This window comes from Chryseobacterium sp. sg2396 (assembly GCF_042610505.1).
In the GTDB taxonomy this organism is placed as follows: Bacteria; Bacteroidota; Bacteroidia; order Flavobacteriales; family Weeksellaceae; genus Chryseobacterium.
Window position 1 is genome coordinate 34,915 of the sequence record NZ_JBHGAQ010000023.1, and the last position, 19,764, is coordinate 54,678.

Genomic DNA, 19,764 nt, shown 5'->3' on the forward strand with positions numbered 1-19,764 from the left:
TTGTCAAAGAAAATCAAAGTTTCAGTTATAGATATTGAAACTTGATTAATAAACTAACAGCCTTTTACGATAAAAAGCGTGAGCTTATTGATTCTTACATTCTATAGCACAATCAAAAGAATATTTACAGCCTTTAAGCAGAGATTAAAATTTATAACTGGAAAGTTATTTGAACCCAACATAAAATTACTAATCACAATGGTATTTAATACAATCGCAAACTTTATGATCCCATTAATCACCAATAAAAGCATAGCTTATGAAAATAAAGAATATTCAGGAATATCGTAGTTTTTATAAAAACGAAGTACGTCGTTTAAGATTAGAAGATCGTAATGAAAACTTTATCGGTAACTTTTTAAGTACGTCAGATTCTAATGAAGTAGAATTTGGCTGGTTTGAAATATACCATGGTGACAAGGAAGGGTACGGAAGAGCCGAAGCCGGAATTGAAAATTTCCTACAAAGTTTCCTGGATATGGCCAAGGACGGTCAGGCTGTATATGAATTTTTGCAAAATGCAGTGGATGCAGGAAGTACACATTATGCAATGGTTTGGGGAGAAGATGAGTTAGACGGGAACCATTATGTGCTTGTTGCTAATAATGGTAAAATGTTTAATCTGGATAGCGTTCGTTCTATTCTTAATGTAGGTTCATCTACCAAAAGTAATGATAGTCAGACTATAGGTAAATTTGGTATTGGTTTTAAGCTCGCACACCGTTTAGTGGGTAAAGATAATGGGTTGCAGGAATTAATTAACGAACAATCTGGGCCAATCCTTTTTAGCTGGAAGAATTATGAAATTGAACAACTGGCCAATGAAGAAGCAGTTGAACCAGAACCATTCATTTATAATGCTAAAGCCAACCGCAATTTTGAAATAATAGACCACCATCCCTGGTTGTTTAAAATTCTTATTACCTGTTTCCCCTGCCTTCCTGAGAACAGGCTTGTTGAAGAACTACCAAAGATGGCAGACGGTCAACCAGCTAAAGGTAATCCATTCAGTGATGAGGAATACCATGTTCTTTCTCGTTGGGTTAAAAAATACCAGCATATTTTAAATAAGGACAATTATAATGAGGGAGCCTTATTCTTTATTAAACTAGGTAAGGGCAAAGAAGAAGAGCTGGCAGAAGTAAATCTAAAAGAAGGTGTAAAATTTTCTTTAGCTATTTTAAAGGAAACTGCAACCGATGAAGAACAAAAAGAAAAGTTGTTACATACAGTCCAATTAAATGACAATGAGCCTATAACATATCCTGAACTTCAATATATAAAACTAAATATTTCAAAAGAAAAGGATAATGACACCTATGCTTATATCAGGTTTGGAATAGAGCGGTATAAAGATTTGAGCAACGAACAACAACGAAAAATGACAGACGAGGCTGACATTGAAGCACTGTTCGGATTTAGAAAACATTATGAAATTGGTGAGTATTTTAAAGGAGCTCCAAATCTATATTTATATTTTCCCTTATCGGAAGAGGTTCATAATTTCAATTATATACTTCACTCCAATGCTTTTTATAAAGGCAGTTCAAGAACCTTTTTACATAAAGGCAATACTAAGGAAGATGGTATTAACGAACGCCTGCTAAAGGTTCTCGTTAACAAAATAGATGAGCAACTAAAAGAGCTTTCTCAATCCGAAAATCCAGATGACAAATCGTTGTTTCTGCATTTTTATGCATCGTTATTAACATCAGGGAAAAGCAACAGTCAACCTAGGCTATGGATTGAAACACCATACATAGCCCCGGTAAATGATCGATTAAAACAGTATATTCCTATATGCAACAATATTATTGATAATAACTATAAAACTGTTTCTGACAATCATGTTGTGTTTATTAAGAAAACAGAAATTGATATTGATCCAGATGTTTGGGGATTACAAGACGTAAATTGGTTTTATTGGAATGAGGAAAGTGTAAACATCATCTTAAAAGGAATTGAGAAACTGGGAATTAAAAACTACACCATTTTTGATTTACTCGAAATCGTAGGGATTGAAGACCAAATAAATAATTGGCTAGGTGGAAATGAGGATAGAATAAAACTTGTATTAAGCGAGCTGTCGTCAATTACACCGGATAAAGCTTTAATTGACGGTATAAAACCACAGTTAGTACGATTAAAACTATTAAGATTTTCGAATGGTGAATTACTTTCTATTTCTGAATTTTTAGAAAAAGAACGCAATGGTTATTTTCTCTTACATAACACATTAGGTACTATAAAGGATATTTTACAGAAGGTTGGTTTGATCACAACAGAATTGGATTTGAAAGAATTCGAATTCGTTGAAAAATACAGAACGTTTTTATTACAATCTTCCAAGCATAGTGGATACACTGAGCTTACTAAGTTATTCAGCCAGTCGGTAGAAGATCAAAAATTGACAAAAATCCGTAAAGACGAAAAATTAAAAATATTTAATGCCTTTAGAACCTTTAATACTGATAATGTAAATGAACGGATAAGGGAACTTAAATTGTTTGAGAATAATTTAGGGAAACCCATTGTCTTTAAATCGTTATTATCACCCCAGCCTGGTAATTGGCTCAACCTTTTCGCCATTTCTAGTAAGGAATATGATGAACAGGTTAAAGCATATCTATTGGATGACAGGAAGTTTATATATGAACAAATTGTCTACCCCTATTGGGAAGATATATTAAACTTGATAGGGAATAATCGCAAAGAGGTTACCAGTATATTTGAAGATATTATCTCGCTATTTAACGAAAGTAGTTGGTCAGAAAAACAACAGCATTCATTGTCGAACCAGGACCTGATCCTGTTTAAAGGGCATGTAGTCAAATCTGATAATATTTTCTATAAAAGCATTCTCGCAACATTATCTGAGGAGTCCTTTTCAAAGGTGCAAGATATTGCATTCAAAATTTACGGACTTCAGATACCAGACAGTATTCTCATAAAGCATTTGGATAATACACCACTTTCTTATTCTAGTATTTTAGCAAATTTATCCATTGACGTTGAAAATATATCAATTAACGACGTTAATGATTTATTGCTTTTCTGTATTGTTTGTGATATAGATTTTTTCGAGCACAATACGATATCGTATGATGGAACCAGCTATTCGATTAACTATGGATCAAAATTAAAACAGTATTATGCTTCGGATAGGCGTATCGTAGATTATATAGGAAGGTATCATTCGGAAGAGTTTATATTAATTCCTACCATCATCCAAGTTAAAGCTGGGGCAATCAAAATGTCAGGTACTGTCTTGATAGAACGATTAGTTGACCTGTTTTCGGAAGAAACAATGGAGCAAGAACTGGATTTAATTGAACTAGTATTGAATGAACGAAAGGAAGATAAAAAGCAACTATTAAATTCTTTGACCTATTTGAGATTAGATGCGCTTTGGAAGGACGAACACCAGAACGAATTGTATTTAAAACTCATAGATGCTGTTATTGAAGATACCTTGGAAACTGACATTTTTCAAGCCTTACAACAAAAACTAATAATATACAATGGTGAACAGGAAGTTAATGTTGGAGAAATAGAAAGTGCGCAAGATGCCATAGAAGTCAAAAGAGGCGATAAGGTCATTTATCTTTCTCAATCTCAAATCTTAGATCTGGAAAATTCACAGATTATAAATCTTGTTCAACATTTTCACGATGAAGCATTAAATAGAAGTTTAATTAGCTCTACTAAAGCACATAAATTATTTAAGATTTCAAGCGTTGGCATTACTAACGATCTGATTAATCGATTTGAAAACGTTCTCAAATCATTAAACTTGCTGAAGGACGCATTACCAATTACCAACTCTCATCAGCTAGCTTTTGTATTACTGTCTAATAAGTATGCTTCTTCTGATTTGAAAAAGTTCGCAGTAAAATGCCATGATAACAAATGGTATTTTCTGAAGGGGCAAAGAGTTATATTTTCTACGGAAAATGAAGCGCATATACATGAAACCCATCTATTAAATGCACAATACGTCGATTTACAATCTGTATTTTCCTTAGGAGATTTTGAAGTATTCAACTATAGCGAAAATGAAGATGATATTATAGCTTCCAAATTTTTGTTTTTTAAAGGAATAGATCCTGAGATTTTAAGTCCAGATAGCAAGCTTTTAGATAAGTTGAACTATCTGTATGATGGTTGGAAAGGAATATCCTCTGCAACAAGAGATTATAAAAAAGATGCCGAATGGAAAGGTATCCTGGGTATAAATCCATCGCACTATGTATTGAATGGAAAACACATTGAAAGTGAAATATTACCCGATGATTTTTTAAAATGGTGCAAGGATGAAAAATCGAAGCAAGAATTTTTAAGAAGCATTGGAGTTTTTGTAAAAGACAGATTTCTCGAACCGCTACGAAACTATCTTTTGAAAGACACAGAAACGTTTCCAGAGGAAGTTGACCCACTAAAATTTAATGATACTATCTTACTCAATACACTTAAAGGACTATGTGGTAATTTTAACTCTTTGAATAATCAACCAATAATATATGATATTGGTAAAGATAATTTTAGAATTTTGATGCTTGAGCGTATTATAACGCACCTAACTGAAAGCGATGTTGAATGTCCTTTGCTGGTACATAATGATAGTATTTCATTTAAAGTTATAAACTTTTCCGATACCAAAATTTGGCAGATAGAAGATGAGCTTCATTCAAAGCTGAAACAAAACGATCAGAATAATTTGAATCACGTTTATTCTAGCTACTACATCATTAAATCAGAATTACTGTCCATACAGAAGCTTAATGACCTAACCGATCAATTTAAGTTTAACCGAGAATTTACTCCAACAAATACAGAGGAACATGATGAGCCCTTTTACCATAATTGGAGCAAACATCATAAGATTATACTTATAAAGCAGGATGAATTAAAATTTAAACTTTTTGATTCGGATGAAGGGAAAGGAATACGCATTGGAACAATTGCAGATGGTAATTTTCATATTGTAGACGATGGTGAACTGACAACAATTTTTTATCCTAAGAGTATTTACTTGGAAGGGTTAAAATCAGCATTAGAAGAATCAGAAAGTTCAATAACTGCCTTAATTGAGGATCTGATTTCCAGAAGAGATGCAATGCTGGCGAGTATTTACAATGCCTATAATGCTGCGAATATAGATGATGTAAATAGCGAACACCTACAAGCATTACAAGACGCTTTTAAAGCACAGAACTTAAAGCAAGAGCGTAACAATTTAATAGATAACATAAGACAAAATGCAAAATATTCCTACGATTGGTTTATCTCTTATTTAGATTACCTACTTACTTTTAGTAATAATACGTCAGATAACGATAAACAGAAAACCATCCGTTTCGAATCCATAAAACGTCAGATCGTAAATCATCTGATCTCGGGTAAATACTTTCTGTTGAGTGGTGCGAGTTCTTATGTCAGTGACTCCATAGAGGAAGCCAGTGACTTTTCATTGTCAATTACAATGAATAATTACAAAAGAGTAGACGTAATAGTAGAAGGGGCTCAAAAGCAAGGTCAGGATCTGTTGATTTTCTGTCCAAAAGGCATTCCTAATGATATAACAGAAAACCTGGATGCTGTTTTTCAGGCTGAAATAACATTTGTTCCTCAAATTGATTTATTAAAAGAGCTAAGAAGTGCATTCGCAAATGAGAATAATTTAGAAAGGTGGGACCAAATAAGCGAAAGCTTGCCTTCGCTACATTTTATCTATGGTCCTCCTGGAACAGGAAAAACTACCACCCTTTGTGAAAGAATAATAGATATAAAAGAAGAAAATTCAAAAACTAAAATACTCTTTTTGACTCCCACCAACAAAGCAGCTGATGTTCTATCTAAGAAACTTCTGATGCCATCTAACGATCCAAATGATAAAGTAGGTAAAAGGTTGAAAAAATTGATTGAGAACAATGGAAATTTAACCATTACACGCATCGGAAGACCTACTGATCCCGAATTAGAAGATTTGGATACCGAAGTTTATCAATCTTCTGTGAATGATTCTGTCCTTAGATCATCAGACGTTCTCGCAATGACGATTCATCGTTTGCCTTATACCACAGTATTTACGGAGGAGTTAAACAATGAGATTATATTATTCAAACTCGAAGAGCATTGGGATTACGTGATATTTGATGAGGCCTCAATGATAAATCTACCGTATTTGGTATTTGCGACAATGGCAATATCCAGGTTCAGCCCTAACGTAAAATTCATTATAGCCGGAGACCCTAAACAAATTCCTCCTGTAGTTGATGTAAATGATAAAGAACTTGAGGAATTGGATATTCAGGATGAAAATGTTTATTCAATGATGAACATTAGAAGTTTTAATAAAGATAAGCAATCATTGAGAAACGGTGATTCTATTCAAAATTTGAATATGCAATATAGAAGCATCGGTAAAATTGGTAAGTTATTCAGTGAATTATCGTATGGAGGTTTATTGCAACACTATAGAGAAAAAACAGAAAATAAACCTAAGGACTTGCCTTCTGGACTTCAAAAATTGATTAGCAATAATGTGCTATTTATTGATATTCCATTAAATAACGAAGATTCCGTTTATAAGATTAGACAACTATTCTATAGCTCATATCATATCTATAGCGCTATCTTGGTAAGTGAAATCATTAAATTTTTTGATGCTGCACTCAGTGAAGATGATTCATGGTCACTTGGGCTTATAGCTCCCTATAAAGCTCAAGCGGTAATGATGAATAAACTTATCGCCTCTTTTGGTATCTCAGAAAAAATAAAAATCTATGCAGATACCGTGCATGGTTTTCAGGGGGATGAGTGTGACTTGGTTTTCTTTATTTCCAATCCAAATAATTATTATTACACAGGCCATCCAAAAAGTTTATTATCAAAGGAATATATCTACAACGTAGCTATTAGCCGTGCTAAAGACTATCTAGTTGTATTACACCCTTTTTCCGAAATATCTAACAATACATTCATTAATAGAATTAAAAACAGCTATCGAAATAACTATGAAATCCCACTTATAAAAAAGGCTTCTGAGATTGAAAGTATTCTTTTTAAAGAAGATGACTTTATATATAATAATAGTTATATAACTGGCCATGATACCATTAATGTTTTTGGACAATTAGAAAAGAAATATTTTATAAAAGCTAATCCAAGCGCAGTTGACATTCAACTGAGAAAATTGTCAGGCGAAGATCACAATTAAACAACCTACACGAGTATATTAAAGGTTGTTATGCATTTATCTCTCGGAACAAATAATAGATGGAACAGTTAATTAGAAATACGGTTATGAAATCCCCTTATTATAAAAATTGGAAAATTCCAATAGATAAGTAGATTCTGTATCACAACTAAAATATATCTTTAAAACTATTATTAAGGGAATTAAATCTTAGTAAATCTTGTATAAAAATGTTCGAAGATAGTCCTGTTTGGATCACAAAAAAGCTTCTTTAAAAAGAAGCTTTTTTTGTTTTTATATTTCATCCTTTGAATTGTTCGTAATAAGTACTAAACAGATCTGCTTCAAATCAGTAAATCCGATCAGTATATAACCTAATAGTTTTTTAAAACCCGTTAGATTTTGTTGCGCAAATTTTATTTCACATCATCTTTAAAGATAAATCAGGCAATATTTCTTGGTTTCGTTAACATTTTGGATTGAATAAAAATCTGATTTTAATTCCCAGATATTAACTTCCCCGATACGTAGAATAGCCGTATGCTGAAAGTGTGATAGGAACATGGTAATGGTTCTGGTCTTTTATCTCAAAAACAACTTCGATGAACGGATAAAAGCTTTCGATCCTGTCTTTCTTGAAATAATCGTTCGTATAATAGATTAATTTAAAAATACCCGTATTGGCATTTCCTTTTTCTGCTGGCAGGAAATCCGGGATTCTGCCGTTTGAATCTGTCTTCTTTTCGTCTACAAAAGTCCAGAGCTTCGACTCTGCATTGTACTTTTCCAGTTTTATGCTGATGCCTGCCGCAGGCATACCCCTGGATACATCCAGGATATGTGTTGACAGTTGAAAAGTGTGTTTCTGTGCAGAAAAGCCTGTTGACAGAAGCATGAAGAGAAGAGTAACAATAACTGATTTCATTGATATTTCGATTTTTAAATTTTAAACTATTCTAAGTCCATTATCCGATTTTTTCGCTGTTTGAAGGACGAATTAAGGATCTCCGGGCATTGAAAATTAATAACCTTAACTTTGAAAATACTATTCCAAAAAATTACATTCAAAAAATATACCCAGTAAAAATTCAGTAAAAAACCATCACGATTTTCTTCGTAGTGTTTTCCGGCTTAAAGAAAATTGATTAACTTAACGGTAGAATAAAGACTAAAAAATTAAACTATGGTAAAGAGGTTTCAGATTTTAAATATCATTGTCCTGCTGGCGACAATCGGCATCAATTACCTTTCAAATACCGGATTGCTCAACAATGAAACGATGGCAAGCATTTCTGCAAAATACCAGAATCTGTTTACTCCTGCCGGATATGCTTTTTCCATTTGGGGTCTTATCTATCTCGGTCTGTTGGGGTTTGTCATTTATTACGGTCCATTCGCCAAAAATACGGAAGCCAAAGAAAAAACGATTTTAAATACCGGATGGTGGTTTGTTATTTCATGTATCGCCAATAGCCTGTGGATTTTTACCTGGCTGTATGAATATACATTGCTGACAATTCCGATTATGATGCTGCTGTTTGTTTCCCTGCTGAAAATTATACGGAATAACCGCGGCCTGATCGAATCCCGGGATTTCAAAACAACGGTTTTCCTTCGCTTGCCCTTTTACATTTATTCAGGATGGATTTCTGTTGCATTAATTGCAGATGCAGCCGCCTATTTAAAAAAGATACAGTGGTCAGGATTCGGAATTCCGGAAACCGGATGGACGGTCCTGATGTTCATTATAGCTGCCGTAATTCACCTTTATATGGTCTGGAAACAGAACATGAGCACATTTGCCCTGGTCGCCGTTTGGGCCTTGATCGCTATTGCGGTTGCCAATCAATATTCCAATCAGGCGGTTTATATTTCGGCCATCGTGACGGCTTTATTTGTTTTTGTCAATATCGTTTTTAAACTGTCAAGGAAAAAAGGTATGCTGTAAATGGATGAGTTTTACAATTCATCCGGTATGCTAAATAAAAATCTAAATTTTATTCATTGATGTTAACTCACTTTACAAACCAACACATAGCCAGCCTGGAGAAAAGAGCTAAAACAGCACTGGTCAATTCTCTGAGCGGTTTTAAAAGCCTCAATCTGATCGGAACCGCAAATGCCTCAGGACAAACCAATCTGGCCTTATTTAATTCGGTGATGCACATTGGGGCCGATCCGGCTTTAATGGGCATTATTTCCCGTCCGGATTCCGTGGAACGGCATACGCTGGAAAACATAAAAGAAACCGGCTTTTATACCATCAATCATGTTAACACAGACATTTTTGAAAAAGCGCATCAGACATCAGCCCGCTATGCGAGGGAACAGTCGGAATTTGATGCTGCCGGATTGGAGGCAGAGTATAAAAGTGATTTTTCAGCACCCTTTGTTAAAGAATCGTTTGTCCAAATAGGCTTAAGCTTAAAAGAAATTGTCCCGGTTCAGGTCAACAGCACCCTGTTGGTGGTCGGCGAAATCACGGATCTGTATTTCCCCGGTGAAATCTGGGATGCCGATCAGGGTATTTTTGATTTTGAAAAGGCCGGTACCGTTGCCGGTTCTTCCCTTGACGGGTATCATGAGACCCGGCTGATCAAAAGGCTGAAGTATGCCAAACCTTAAAACACATACAATTCAATTCAGATTAATAATTTACAAACCGGAATAAGGGTATGTTACATTTAAGACAGCGTGATTAAGGTATCTGAAAGAATTTTCAGATACAAAATTCTGGCAAAAGAAGAAGAAAATGTATCTTTGGTTTTAGCAAAAATAAAAAACAATAACGGTTTCGGATGTTGAATCCTTTTAGGAAAACCGGTAGAAAAAGAAATCTGTTTCGTTACACAAAAAGATTTTTAATTTTAAAAATAAATGTAAGTTATTATGAAAAAACTATTAACCTCTGCCGTGATTTTGGCCGGCGTTTCTTTCGCAACAGCACAAACCATTGAGTCGGGTAGCCGCAATACCGCAGGTTACATCAAATCAGACGGCACCATTGAAAACAGCAGTCATTCCACGGTTGGCTATATCAAAAGTGACGGAACTATTGAAGACAAGAGCCACAGCACTATTGGCCGTGTAAAAAGCGACGGGACGATAGAAAACAGAAGCGGATCCACTGTAGGATACGTTAAAAGCGACGGAACCGTAGAAAACAGCAGCCATTCTACCATCGGGTATATCAAAGACAACGGAACCGTAGAAAACGGCAGTCACAGTACATTAGGCTATGCAAGCGGTATAAAGAAATCCTGGGCTGCGGTGGCGTTTTTCTTTTTTAAGCTGTAATAGGAATTAACATTTTTATAAAGGAAATTATTTCACTTTTTACTTTCCCTAAATTCCATTACTGCATATACGATGTAATGTAATGCTTTCCACCAAAAGCAGATACTGCTGGAAATTAATCTTTAGTTTGCATAGAATTGCGTTATAATATAGAGGTCATGTTTGAGAATTCCTTTTAGTTTTATCTATTATTGAGTATATAGACAGAAAAATTTAAGTTGTTTTTTCTGTTTTTTCAAAATAAATATAATAAAGAGCAGGAAACCATTGGTTTTTTGCTTTTACTCTTAAAAATTATTTTCCACTTCCGCCGCTTTCAGCATCAGATAATGCAGGTCCGTATTTTTCATAAATGGTTTCAGCTGGTCGCTTCCGGGGCCGTACATTGCCAGCTCTACATAATCACCACTATGATCCATACTGATCCAGCCTACATTGTTACGTTTTTTTTGAAATTCTGAGTAGATTTTATAAGGTAGTTTTTTATAATTGTAAAGTCCTTCTTCTTCTTTTTCCAATCCTTTGTAGAAGTTCAGAAGGTGGTTGGCTTCTTCATCGGACAGCGAAAACTGGTTGTTTTCAAAAACCCAGTCTTTTAGCTGTTGTGTATTGAAATCGTTGTGAATGTTATTCAGCAGATACTCGTTTGTAAATTTATAATTGGCTATGCTGTTGAAGTTTTGGGTGGCACTGTTTCCGTAAATTGTTCCGGGATTGGCATTGCCGTGGTCTGTGGTAATGATGACGAGTGTATTACCGTCTTTTTCTGCGAAATCTATCACGGCTTTTATAGCTTCGTCAAAGGCCATCTGGTCGTGGATGAGCGCCGCAATGTCATTGGCGTGTGCGGACCAGTCTACTTTTCCGCCTTCTACCTGAAGCACAAAACCTTCCTTATGGTCTTTCATCTGGTCTATAGCGGCCTTTGTCATTTCGGCAAGTGTCGGTGTATTTTGCAATTCCGGCGTATTGCTTCTGTCGATGGAATAAGGAAGTGCACCAGTAGTGAAGATGCCCAAAACAGGTTTCGTTTTATCAATATTTTTAAGGTCAGATCGGTTTTTCAGGATTTGATAACCTTTTGCTTTGTAAGTAGAGTATACATCTTTTTTATCCTTTCTTTTGTTCGCGTTGAAGAACTCATCACCGCCACCCATCATCACATCAAAACCAAATTGTGCGTACATCTCGGCAATTTCCGGTTCGGCACTTCTTTTTTCTGAATTGATACAAAATCCTGCCGGTGTAGCATGCGTAATGGTTACTGAGGTTACGCAGCCTGCTTTCTTTCCTTTTTTCTTGAATTTTTGCCAGATCGGAAGATGCTGCTCGCCATTTGGGCCGACATTTAATGAACCGTTATTAACGCGGAATCCACCCCCGAAAGATGAACTTGCCGCAGCGGAGTCGGTTACGATGGAACTGGCGGAAGCAGTGTCCATCAATGCACGTGAAGCTTTATTTTCCAGATAGAGGTTCATCCAGTTGGTTTCTCGGCCCAAGATATTCTTAGAATAAAGATTGGCCATAGAAAGTGTTCCGTTGCTCATTCCGTCACTGATCATAAAGATGATGTTTTTAGCTTTCTTTCCTCCGGAATTTAATTTTTTTTCCGGATTTCCGGCAAATAAATCAAATGGGCTTATGGCCAATGCGCCGGTTAGAAGAGCGGTACCGCCCAGAAATTTGCGTCTGTTCATTGCTGGTATTTTGGTGTGAATTTAGAATTATTATTTCTCAATCAAATGAATGGAATATTAAAACAAATCTTAAATTTTATTAAAAAAAATTGACTTATCCCTTTAGCCAATATCCGGAATTAACCATTAATAGAGGTTTCTTGTATGTTGGCCTTCGATAGTTTTCTTTAATTTAAAATAAGAGCTCGGTATAAGTTAATGCAAAAATATAAATGGAAATAGGCTTTAACTTAACACAACCGATAACGATCGATATGCGGATTATTAGCAATTTATATGTTTTATTACATCGAACATTATAATACCGAAGAACGATTTAAATATTCTTGGGAAATGGATCGTCAAACGATATTTTCTGGTCAAACATATATTTTTCGTTATCCTTCAAAAGACAATTTTCCAGGTCCAGAATCATTTGTTCTCTGTCCAGATCCTGACCGATAAAGACCATCTCGTTGGTTCTGTCACCCCAGGTTTTGTCCCATTTTGATTCTATAAAATCCTGATTTTCTGCAAAAGAGGCATACATTGCACGCTGACTCATCGGCATGCTGCACCACCAGACTCCGGCTTTTTCCAAACGGAAAGACCCGCCGGCCTGTGAAAAATTGAGAGCGTCACCGGGTCTGGAAGCCAGCCAAAACAAGCCTTTGGCACGGATAACGCCAGCAGGATATTTATGATTCAGATAATTCCAGAATCGCATCGGATGGAATGGTTTTTTATGCCGGAAAACAAATGAACCAATCCCGTATTCCTCGGTTTCCGGGGTATGATGATCGTTCTGTAGTTCCTTCTGCCAGCCTGCGGATACCTGCGCCGTTCCAAAATCAAAAAGGCCGGTATTCAGGATTTCTTCGGGATTTACTTTTCCAAACTCCGATCTGATGAATTTTGCATCCGGATTAAGTTTTTTAATCGCAGCTTTCAGGAAATCCACGGATTTTTCCGTTACCAGATCGGTTTTGTTGAGAATGATAACATTAGCAAATTCCACCTGGTCGGTCAGGAGATTCACGATGGTTCTGTGATCGCCCTCAATGTCCGTAAGATCCCGGTCTGTCAGCAATTCATTGGAGCCGAAATCCTTGAAAAAATTGAGAGAATCTACAACAGTTACCATGGTATCAATATAGCTGAAACGTGAAAGGTCGATACCGCTTTCTTCATCCACATAGGAAAAAGTCTGTGCGATCGGCACGGGTTCTGCAATTCCGGTTCCTTCTATGAGAAGATAATCAAACCTGTTTTCTTCGGCAAGACGCTCTACTTCGATTAAGAGGTCATCTCTGAGTGTACAGCAGATGCAGCCGTTGCTCATTTCCACCAGTTTTTCTTCGGTACGGGATAATGAATTCTGATCCTTAACCAGTTTTGCATCGATATTAACCTCACTCATATCGTTCACAATAACGGCAACTTTCAGATGGTCTTTGTTGTGAAGAATGTGATTCAGCAATGTGGTTTTACCGGCGCCTAAAAAACCGCTCAGAACGGTAACAGGAATTCTTTTTTGCATTTTTAAGAATGGATTTTTGAATAGATTATGGATAAAAGGATTGCATTCCGTTGTTTGTTAAATATGAACAGAGCCAACTATTAATTATCATTAATGCTTGTGATTTTTAAAATTAATAAGATGGGCGATGATCAATCCGGCAGCCCCCGGATAAATCAGTTCGAAGTGGATGTGAAAGATAAAATCCAATCCGACAGAAATAGCAATCAGCGCAATGGAAGACCAAAAGAGTACTTTCAGCCAGGTTGTATCGATTTTTTTTGTAATTCGGAAAACCATGATTGTCCCAATGATCAGAAATGCTAGATCAATAAATGGATTATGCGAGATTCCAAGTGGGATAATCATTATTAAAGGGAATAAAATACAGTGAATCAGACATAAAACCGCTGCCGAAATACCTATATAATCAAAGATTTTTGTTTTCATATATGACTTTGTTTTTCATTGTAAAATTTTCAAAATATTGATTATCAATAAATTAAAGGCTTAAAAATGTTGCGTGATTCCATAATTCTTATTGTAACCATGTTGCAAAAGTACTAAATAAATTTTATTTAATGCAATTTTGTTGCATTAATAAGTGGACAGTTAATACTTCATAAGCTATTTTTATTTTTTAATCCGTATTCTTTTTTCCAATGTAAATTATTATTAATAAGATTCAATTAATGTTATAGATGAACAGGATAGGGCTGTCTGTGCGGATAGCCTATCTCTTTTATACGATTCCCGGAATTTTAATTCTGGTGTGAAAGGTCTTATTTGACAACTTGGAATATGTTTTGTTAGTCCCGAGATAGAACTTTTACTGATGAATGATAAATCTTTACCCTCTCAACCCCGACGCCGTAAATGGCTGATTTACACTATTGCCGTTATTGTTGTGCTCGCCGTCGCTTTTCCCTTTGCCCTCGAGTTTTACCTGCAGCGGAAACTGCCGGACATGGTAAACGATAAAACACCGTATATCGTTAAAATCTCAGGCTTTAAACTCAGCCTGATGTCAGGCGATATTACCGTTAACCAATTAAAAATCGCCACCAAAAACACGAAAAATAAAAACATTACCCAGATTCAGGGAAGCGTGGGACAGGTAAAAATCACGGATTTCGGGATTATGAAAGCATTTTTCAAAAAATCATACCATGCCGACCAGCTGCTCGTTTCGGATGGAAATATTATTGTTAAAACGGCCGTTAAAGATAAAAAGGAAAAAAAAGAAAAGAAAAAACTGGATCTTACCTTAAATAATCTGTCCATTAAAAATGTAACGGCTGATGTGGAAGATGCCAACGGAAAACCGATTTTCAAAGGTGAGAATATTGCGGTCAGTCTTACAGACATTACCCAAAGCAGCAATGATTCGAAGATACCTTTAGCCTTTAAAGACCCTCAGATAAAAGCTTCAAACATTAAAATAGGGGTGAATGAATTTTACGAGATCCATTCCCGGGAGGTGAAAGCCTCAAAAAAGTCATTGAAACTGTTGGCTTTCCGGTTGAAGCCTATTCAGAATCCCCGGAACTACAATTCAAAAAATATTTTTGATTTTGCAGCCGGGGAATTTACAGCCGATGATTTTAACATTAGCCAGGATTCCCTCATCGTTTCCAAAGTATACTTTTCGGAACCCGATCTGAAGGTAACCTCTACCGGGAAGCAGACCGTAGAAAAAAATAAAAACCCAAAGGAGATCGAAATGAAAATCGGGATGAAGAATATCTTTTTCCAGAATGGTAAAATCACCGTCCTTCAGCAGGATCGGGAAAAAACCGCGTCTGTCGAGCATTTTAATTTCAAGCTTAATGACATTGTTTTTGACAAAAATACCGTGAAAGAGAAAATCCCTTTCCGTTTCACGAATCATGATATCGAAGCCGACAATATCTATTTTAAAGCCGATCCGGCACAAGCCATCAGAGTAGAAAAAATCACTTCAAAAAACTCAGATATTATCATTGATGGTTTTAGGATGCTGGCCTTAAAAAAGAATATTTCAAAAGATGTATTCACGGCATCGGCAAGTCAGATCAGATTACTGAAGAATAAAAGCCGGTACATCGGCCAGAAGCTGAATATCGATTTTGCAGGAATTTTTATCGACCGTCCGGATATCGCCATCAGTTCCCCTGCAAAAAAATCGCCGGACAAGAAGAAAAGTGCTACGCCTCAGGAATTTGCAGCAAAAGTCGGTTTCATTCGGCTAACAAACGGTAAATTTGCCCAAACCGTTCAGAATAAACATAAAATGTCGGTGGAGTCTTTTGATATTAAGCTTGACGGTATCTATACCGACCAGAAGATTTTAGGACACAGCATTCCATTTGCCGTTCAGAAACGGGACGTCAAAGCTGAGAAAATCCATCTTGACGCCGGGAAATATTATAATTTATCAGTGGCCGGGATTGCAAATTCAGGGAAGACAACGGAGATGTCGGATCTGCATTTTACCCCGAAATATTCCCGTAAAGCTTTCAGCCGGGTGATTGCCAAGGAAACCGATCTGTATACTATTGCCGTTAGGAAAATTAAAGTGGAAGACCATCAGTCGTCTTTCGGAAAAGATGCGGTTATCGATATCAGCCGTGTTGATATTGACCGGCTGAACTGCAACATCTACCATGATCTTGCTCCGCCTGATGATAATGCCATACGCTATTTTTTCAGCAAAAAACTAAGGGATGTGAAGATGCCGCTTTTTATTAAAAACGTTAACCTCAGAAATTCCGAGTTGACCTACGAAGAAAATGCGGAGAACAGCAACATTCCGGGAAAAATTACCTTTAATAAATTCAATGCGCAGATTACCAATGTGAATAATGCAAAAATAAAAGGCCGGCCGACGGTGATCAACACCGATGCCCGATTTGACTTCTTTGGTACTGCAGATACCAAAGTAAACTGGCGATTTGATGTCAAAGACCGTTCGGATTATTTTACCATAAAAGGGGATATCCGAAAACTCTCCGCAGAAAACGTCAATCTTTTTGTCCGGCCGTATCTTAATGTAACACTGGACGGGCAGATCGATTACCTGAAATTCGATTATTACGGAAACTCCGCCGGCATCAACGGGAAGTTTTACTTCAAATACAACGATATGTACGTTAACCTTTTGAATAAAAAGGGGAAAGAGAGAAAACTACTGACCAAGATCGCCAACTGGTTTGTAAAGGACGATTCTAAAGGAGAGCCGGAGCATGTGGTGATCGAGAAAAAAAGAGATCCTGAAAGAAGCTTCTTCAATATGCTGTGGCAGGGAATTATGGAAGGGCTTAAGAAATACATTATTTAAATAAAATTAATCGGCATTCTTTTTGCCAGCCTAATAAACATTGATGAGGATAAGGACGATGAGATGTGCTTATCCTCATTTATTTAATACACCTTTTATGAATAAATATTACCCGCTACTATTGCTGTTGTTTTCAACCCTCCTGTTTTCCCAGTCGAAAATCACTATTAAAGACTCCGAAACCCATTTGCCCATCAGTAATGCCACCGTAAGCTGTGACCATACGGTTCTGGGCAAAAGTAATGCATCGGGGATTCTTTATTTTACCTCAGACTGTAAAAAAGTGGCTGTTTCCGCAACCGAATACAAAGAAGCAAGCTATCTTACCGATAAAGTAATGGAGGTATTTCTTGTGAGAAGAGAGCCGAAAACAAAATCCATAGAAGGCGTGGTCTTGTCCGACAAAAGTGATCCGAGGGCACTGGAAATCTTGCAGAAAGTAAACGATAACTACAATCAGAACTCACCCCAAAGCCTTGAATCATATGCCTACAAGTCGTATGAAAAAATAGCCATGGATCTGGATCAGGACAGTATTGAAAGCTATAATAATTACATAAGAAAAAGAATCGATTCGTTGGAAAAGCTTCCTCAGAGGCCAATGAAGCCTAAAGATAAGAAAGACTCGTTACAATCCGTACAACTGGCACAGCTGGCGGGTCAGAGTAAAATGTTTCTGTGGGAACGCGCTTCCGAAGTGATGTATTCACAGAAATATGGGGAAAAAATCAACATTCTGGATAACCGGGTTTCCGGTCTCAAGCAGCCTTTGTACGAGCTGATGGCCTTCCGGTCAAACCGCAACAAAATTCCTAAAGAAGTAAAAGAAGAAAACAGAAACCTGTACCGGTTTTTCCTTACCGATTCCCTTGAGATCGACGGCCGTGAAAATTATGTGATCCGGTTCAGACAGGTGAATAACCGGGAAGCGCGGGATCGTAAAAAATTCAATGGATATCTGTATATCGATAAAGCCACTTACGCCCTTAAAAAAATCGAGAGCGAAAGCAACGAGGCCAACGAAGGGACCGTAACCAGCATCTGGACTCCCGTTAAAGACAAATGGTTCCTGCTGAAAGAAGATTATAAGCTGAAAGTAAACAGCAATGTTCTGGATATGAACATCAGCCTGCGGGGCGAGAAAAGAGAAAAGAAAAAAGACAAGGGCAAAAAGTTCGGAACCTATGCTTATGCGACCGCTGATTATTTCGACATTAAAACGCCGATTGAGGAAAATCCAAAAGATTTTAAAGGCTATACCATTTCCGTGAAAAATTCTGATGGCAACTTGCTGGACGAATACCGTACGGAAAAGCTTAATGAACGAGAAGAGAATACCTACGTGAAAATAGACAGTCTGAGCAATGCTTATAAACTGGATCAGAAAGCAAAAGGCCTTGCCGGGCTTTTGAAAGGAAAGCTTCGTCTGGGAATGGAGGATTTCGATCTGGCGAAAGTATTCGGTTACAACAAATACGAGCACGTCCGTCTTGGATTAGGCGTTAAACTCAACGAAAGATTCAATCCGTATATTTCGCCGGATGCCTATTTTGCGTATGGAATCTATGACAAAAAATTCAAATTCGGAGGTGGAGTAGACATCAAAACCACCCTGGAGAAAAATTCATTTTTCAGGCTTGAATACTTTAATGATGTAAATGCCGCAGGACGGTTTTCTGAGAACCTCTGGAATTTCAGAATGCAAATCATGAATTCGGGAGTAGCCATCAACAATAACATTTTCTACAGCTATGAAGGTTTTAAACTAAGCTATGAAAACGATATTACCAACGGCCTTACCCTGAATATAGCCACTAAAAAATCACAGGAAGAAGCCCTGTTCGATTACAGCTATAAAGATTTGGGCAAACGTTTCGACATTACTTCAGCAACCCTTACCCTCAAATATTCTCCGAATTCCAAAAACGTAATGACGCCCGAAGGCAAATACACCTACGAACAGAATTATCCGGAGTTCTACTTCAATTATGAGCAGGGGCTTAAAGCTTGGGACGGCGATTTCAGCTTCAGCAGGTTTGACGTACTGATCAGCCATAATCTCAAAACAAAATTAGGGGTTACCGGAATCCGTGCCTACGGAGGGTTGGTTGTCGGGGAGGCGCCGATCTGGGAAAACTTCACCATGAACGGACTGGCTAACGGAAAAAGCGGTTTAAACTTCAACCTGACCTCCTATCTTGGGTTTGCGACAATGGAAGGCGGTAAATATTACAATGATAAATTTGCCGGCATCTACCTGACCCACAGACTGCCGTGGTATTTCAAGAGCTTTGGTAAAAATGTTTCGAGTTTCGACGTTATTTACCGTGGGATTACCGGCGACATGAAAAATCCACAGGATCATCAGTTCAAATTTGAAACCCTGAACCACCTCTACAACGAAGTCGGCCTGGAGTGGAACAACTTCCTTTCTTCCCAGTTTAACCTCGGATTCTTCTACCGCGTAGGCCATTATAACACAGGAAGCTTCAAGGATAATTTTGCCATCCAGTTTAAATTAAGATTGTTAGGCTTTTAAATACAGAAATATAATACAATATGATAAGGCAGTGGTTTTTTAAGCCACTGTTTTTTGATTTTTACTTTACCCGATAACAATTCATTATAAAAGCCTCCCACAGATTCTACAGATTTTCACATTCCGTGAAAATCTGTGCAAATTCCTGGTTAAAAAATTCTTCGATTTTATTTTTAGGTGTTTCAGGCTATCAAAAACTCGTCTATGACCAAT

The 19,764-nt window shown here is 36.9% G+C and carries 10 protein-coding genes; 6 read left to right on the top strand and 4 right to left on the bottom strand.

Going from position 1 to position 19,764, the window contains the following annotated elements; translation table 11 throughout:
* The first annotated feature begins 259 nt into the window (after positions 1–259).
* A complete protein-coding gene (locus tag ACED20_RS19005; protein ID WP_378106327.1) occupies positions 260–7,219 on the top strand; it encodes an AAA domain-containing protein in 6,960 nt (2,319 codons plus the stop codon).
* A gap of 490 nt (positions 7,220–7,709) precedes the next feature.
* Here the strand turns inward: ACED20_RS19005 and uraH are convergent, their stop codons facing one another.
* Positions 7,710–8,123, bottom strand: coding sequence for a hydroxyisourate hydrolase (uraH, locus tag ACED20_RS19010; RefSeq protein WP_294292474.1), 414 nt, complete (start codon positions 8,121–8,123; stop codon positions 7,710–7,712).
* A 258-nt stretch (positions 8,124–8,381) separates the two neighbouring features.
* Here uraH and ACED20_RS19015 point away from each other — a divergent pair, with 258 nt between their 5' ends.
* From ACED20_RS19015 to ACED20_RS19025, 3 genes are all read left to right on the top strand, one after another.
* A complete protein-coding gene (locus tag ACED20_RS19015; RefSeq protein ID WP_378106329.1) occupies positions 8,382–9,146 on the top strand; it encodes a tryptophan-rich sensory protein in 765 nt (254 codons plus the stop codon).
* 59 nt (positions 9,147–9,205) lie between these two features.
* Positions 9,206–9,823 (top strand): flavin reductase family protein, encoded by a 618-nt coding sequence (locus tag ACED20_RS19020; protein WP_378106331.1) that lies wholly within the window; start codon positions 9,206–9,208, stop codon positions 9,821–9,823.
* A 264-nt stretch (positions 9,824–10,087) separates the two neighbouring features.
* A complete protein-coding gene (locus ACED20_RS19025; RefSeq protein ID WP_378106333.1) occupies positions 10,088–10,495 on the top strand; it encodes a 5-fold beta-flower protein in 408 nt (135 codons plus the stop codon).
* Between the two features lie 287 nt (positions 10,496–10,782).
* Here ACED20_RS19025 and ACED20_RS19030 read toward each other — a convergent pair whose 3' ends face one another.
* The 3 genes from ACED20_RS19030 to ACED20_RS19040 form a co-directional block, all read right to left on the bottom strand.
* On the bottom strand, positions 10,783–12,195 hold the full coding sequence (locus ACED20_RS19030; protein ID WP_378106335.1) for an alkaline phosphatase: 1,413 nt from the start codon (positions 12,193–12,195) through the stop codon (positions 10,783–10,785).
* A gap of 316 nt (positions 12,196–12,511) precedes the next feature.
* Positions 12,512–13,714 (bottom strand): GTP-binding protein, encoded by a 1,203-nt coding sequence (locus ACED20_RS19035; RefSeq protein WP_378106337.1) that lies wholly within the window; start codon positions 13,712–13,714, stop codon positions 12,512–12,514.
* Positions 13,715–13,804: 90 nt separating this feature from the next.
* The gene (locus ACED20_RS19040) at positions 13,805–14,143 is read right to left on the bottom strand and encodes a MerC domain-containing protein (RefSeq protein WP_294241840.1); all 339 of its coding nucleotides are present in this window, start codon (positions 14,141–14,143) and stop codon (positions 13,805–13,807) included.
* A 385-nt stretch (positions 14,144–14,528) separates the two neighbouring features.
* Here ACED20_RS19040 and ACED20_RS19045 point away from each other — a divergent pair, with 385 nt between their 5' ends.
* Positions 14,529–17,012 carry a hypothetical protein gene (locus ACED20_RS19045; RefSeq protein WP_378106339.1) on the top strand — a complete coding sequence of 828 codons (2,484 nt, stop codon included), beginning with the start codon at positions 14,529–14,531 and terminating at the stop codon, positions 17,010–17,012.
* 97 nt (positions 17,013–17,109) lie between these two features.
* On the top strand, positions 17,110–19,551 hold the full coding sequence (locus ACED20_RS19050; protein WP_378106341.1) for a DUF5686 family protein: 2,442 nt from the start codon (positions 17,110–17,112) through the stop codon (positions 19,549–19,551).
* Positions 19,552–19,764 lie beyond the last annotated feature (213 nt).

Coding starts and splice junctions, on each gene's coding strand:
- ACED20_RS19005 (WP_378106327.1), top strand. CDS start 260: ATGAAAATAAAGAATATTCAGGAATATCGTAGTTTTTATAAAAACGAA.
- uraH (WP_294292474.1), bottom strand. CDS start 8,123: ATGAAATCAGTTATTGTTACTCTTCTCTTCATGCTTCTGTCAACAGGC.
- ACED20_RS19015 (WP_378106329.1), top strand. CDS start 8,382: ATGGTAAAGAGGTTTCAGATTTTAAATATCATTGTCCTGCTGGCGACA.
- ACED20_RS19020 (WP_378106331.1), top strand. CDS start 9,206: ATGTTAACTCACTTTACAAACCAACACATAGCCAGCCTGGAGAAAAGA.
- ACED20_RS19025 (WP_378106333.1), top strand. CDS start 10,088: ATGAAAAAACTATTAACCTCTGCCGTGATTTTGGCCGGCGTTTCTTTC.
- ACED20_RS19030 (WP_378106335.1), bottom strand. CDS start 12,195: ATGAACAGACGCAAATTTCTGGGCGGTACCGCTCTTCTAACCGGCGCA.
- ACED20_RS19035 (WP_378106337.1), bottom strand. CDS start 13,714: ATGCAAAAAAGAATTCCTGTTACCGTTCTGAGCGGTTTTTTAGGCGCC.
- ACED20_RS19040 (WP_294241840.1), bottom strand. CDS start 14,143: ATGAAAACAAAAATCTTTGATTATATAGGTATTTCGGCAGCGGTTTTA.
- ACED20_RS19045 (WP_378106339.1), top strand. CDS start 14,529: ATGAATGATAAATCTTTACCCTCTCAACCCCGACGCCGTAAATGGCTG.
- ACED20_RS19050 (WP_378106341.1), top strand. CDS start 17,110: ATGAATAAATATTACCCGCTACTATTGCTGTTGTTTTCAACCCTCCTG.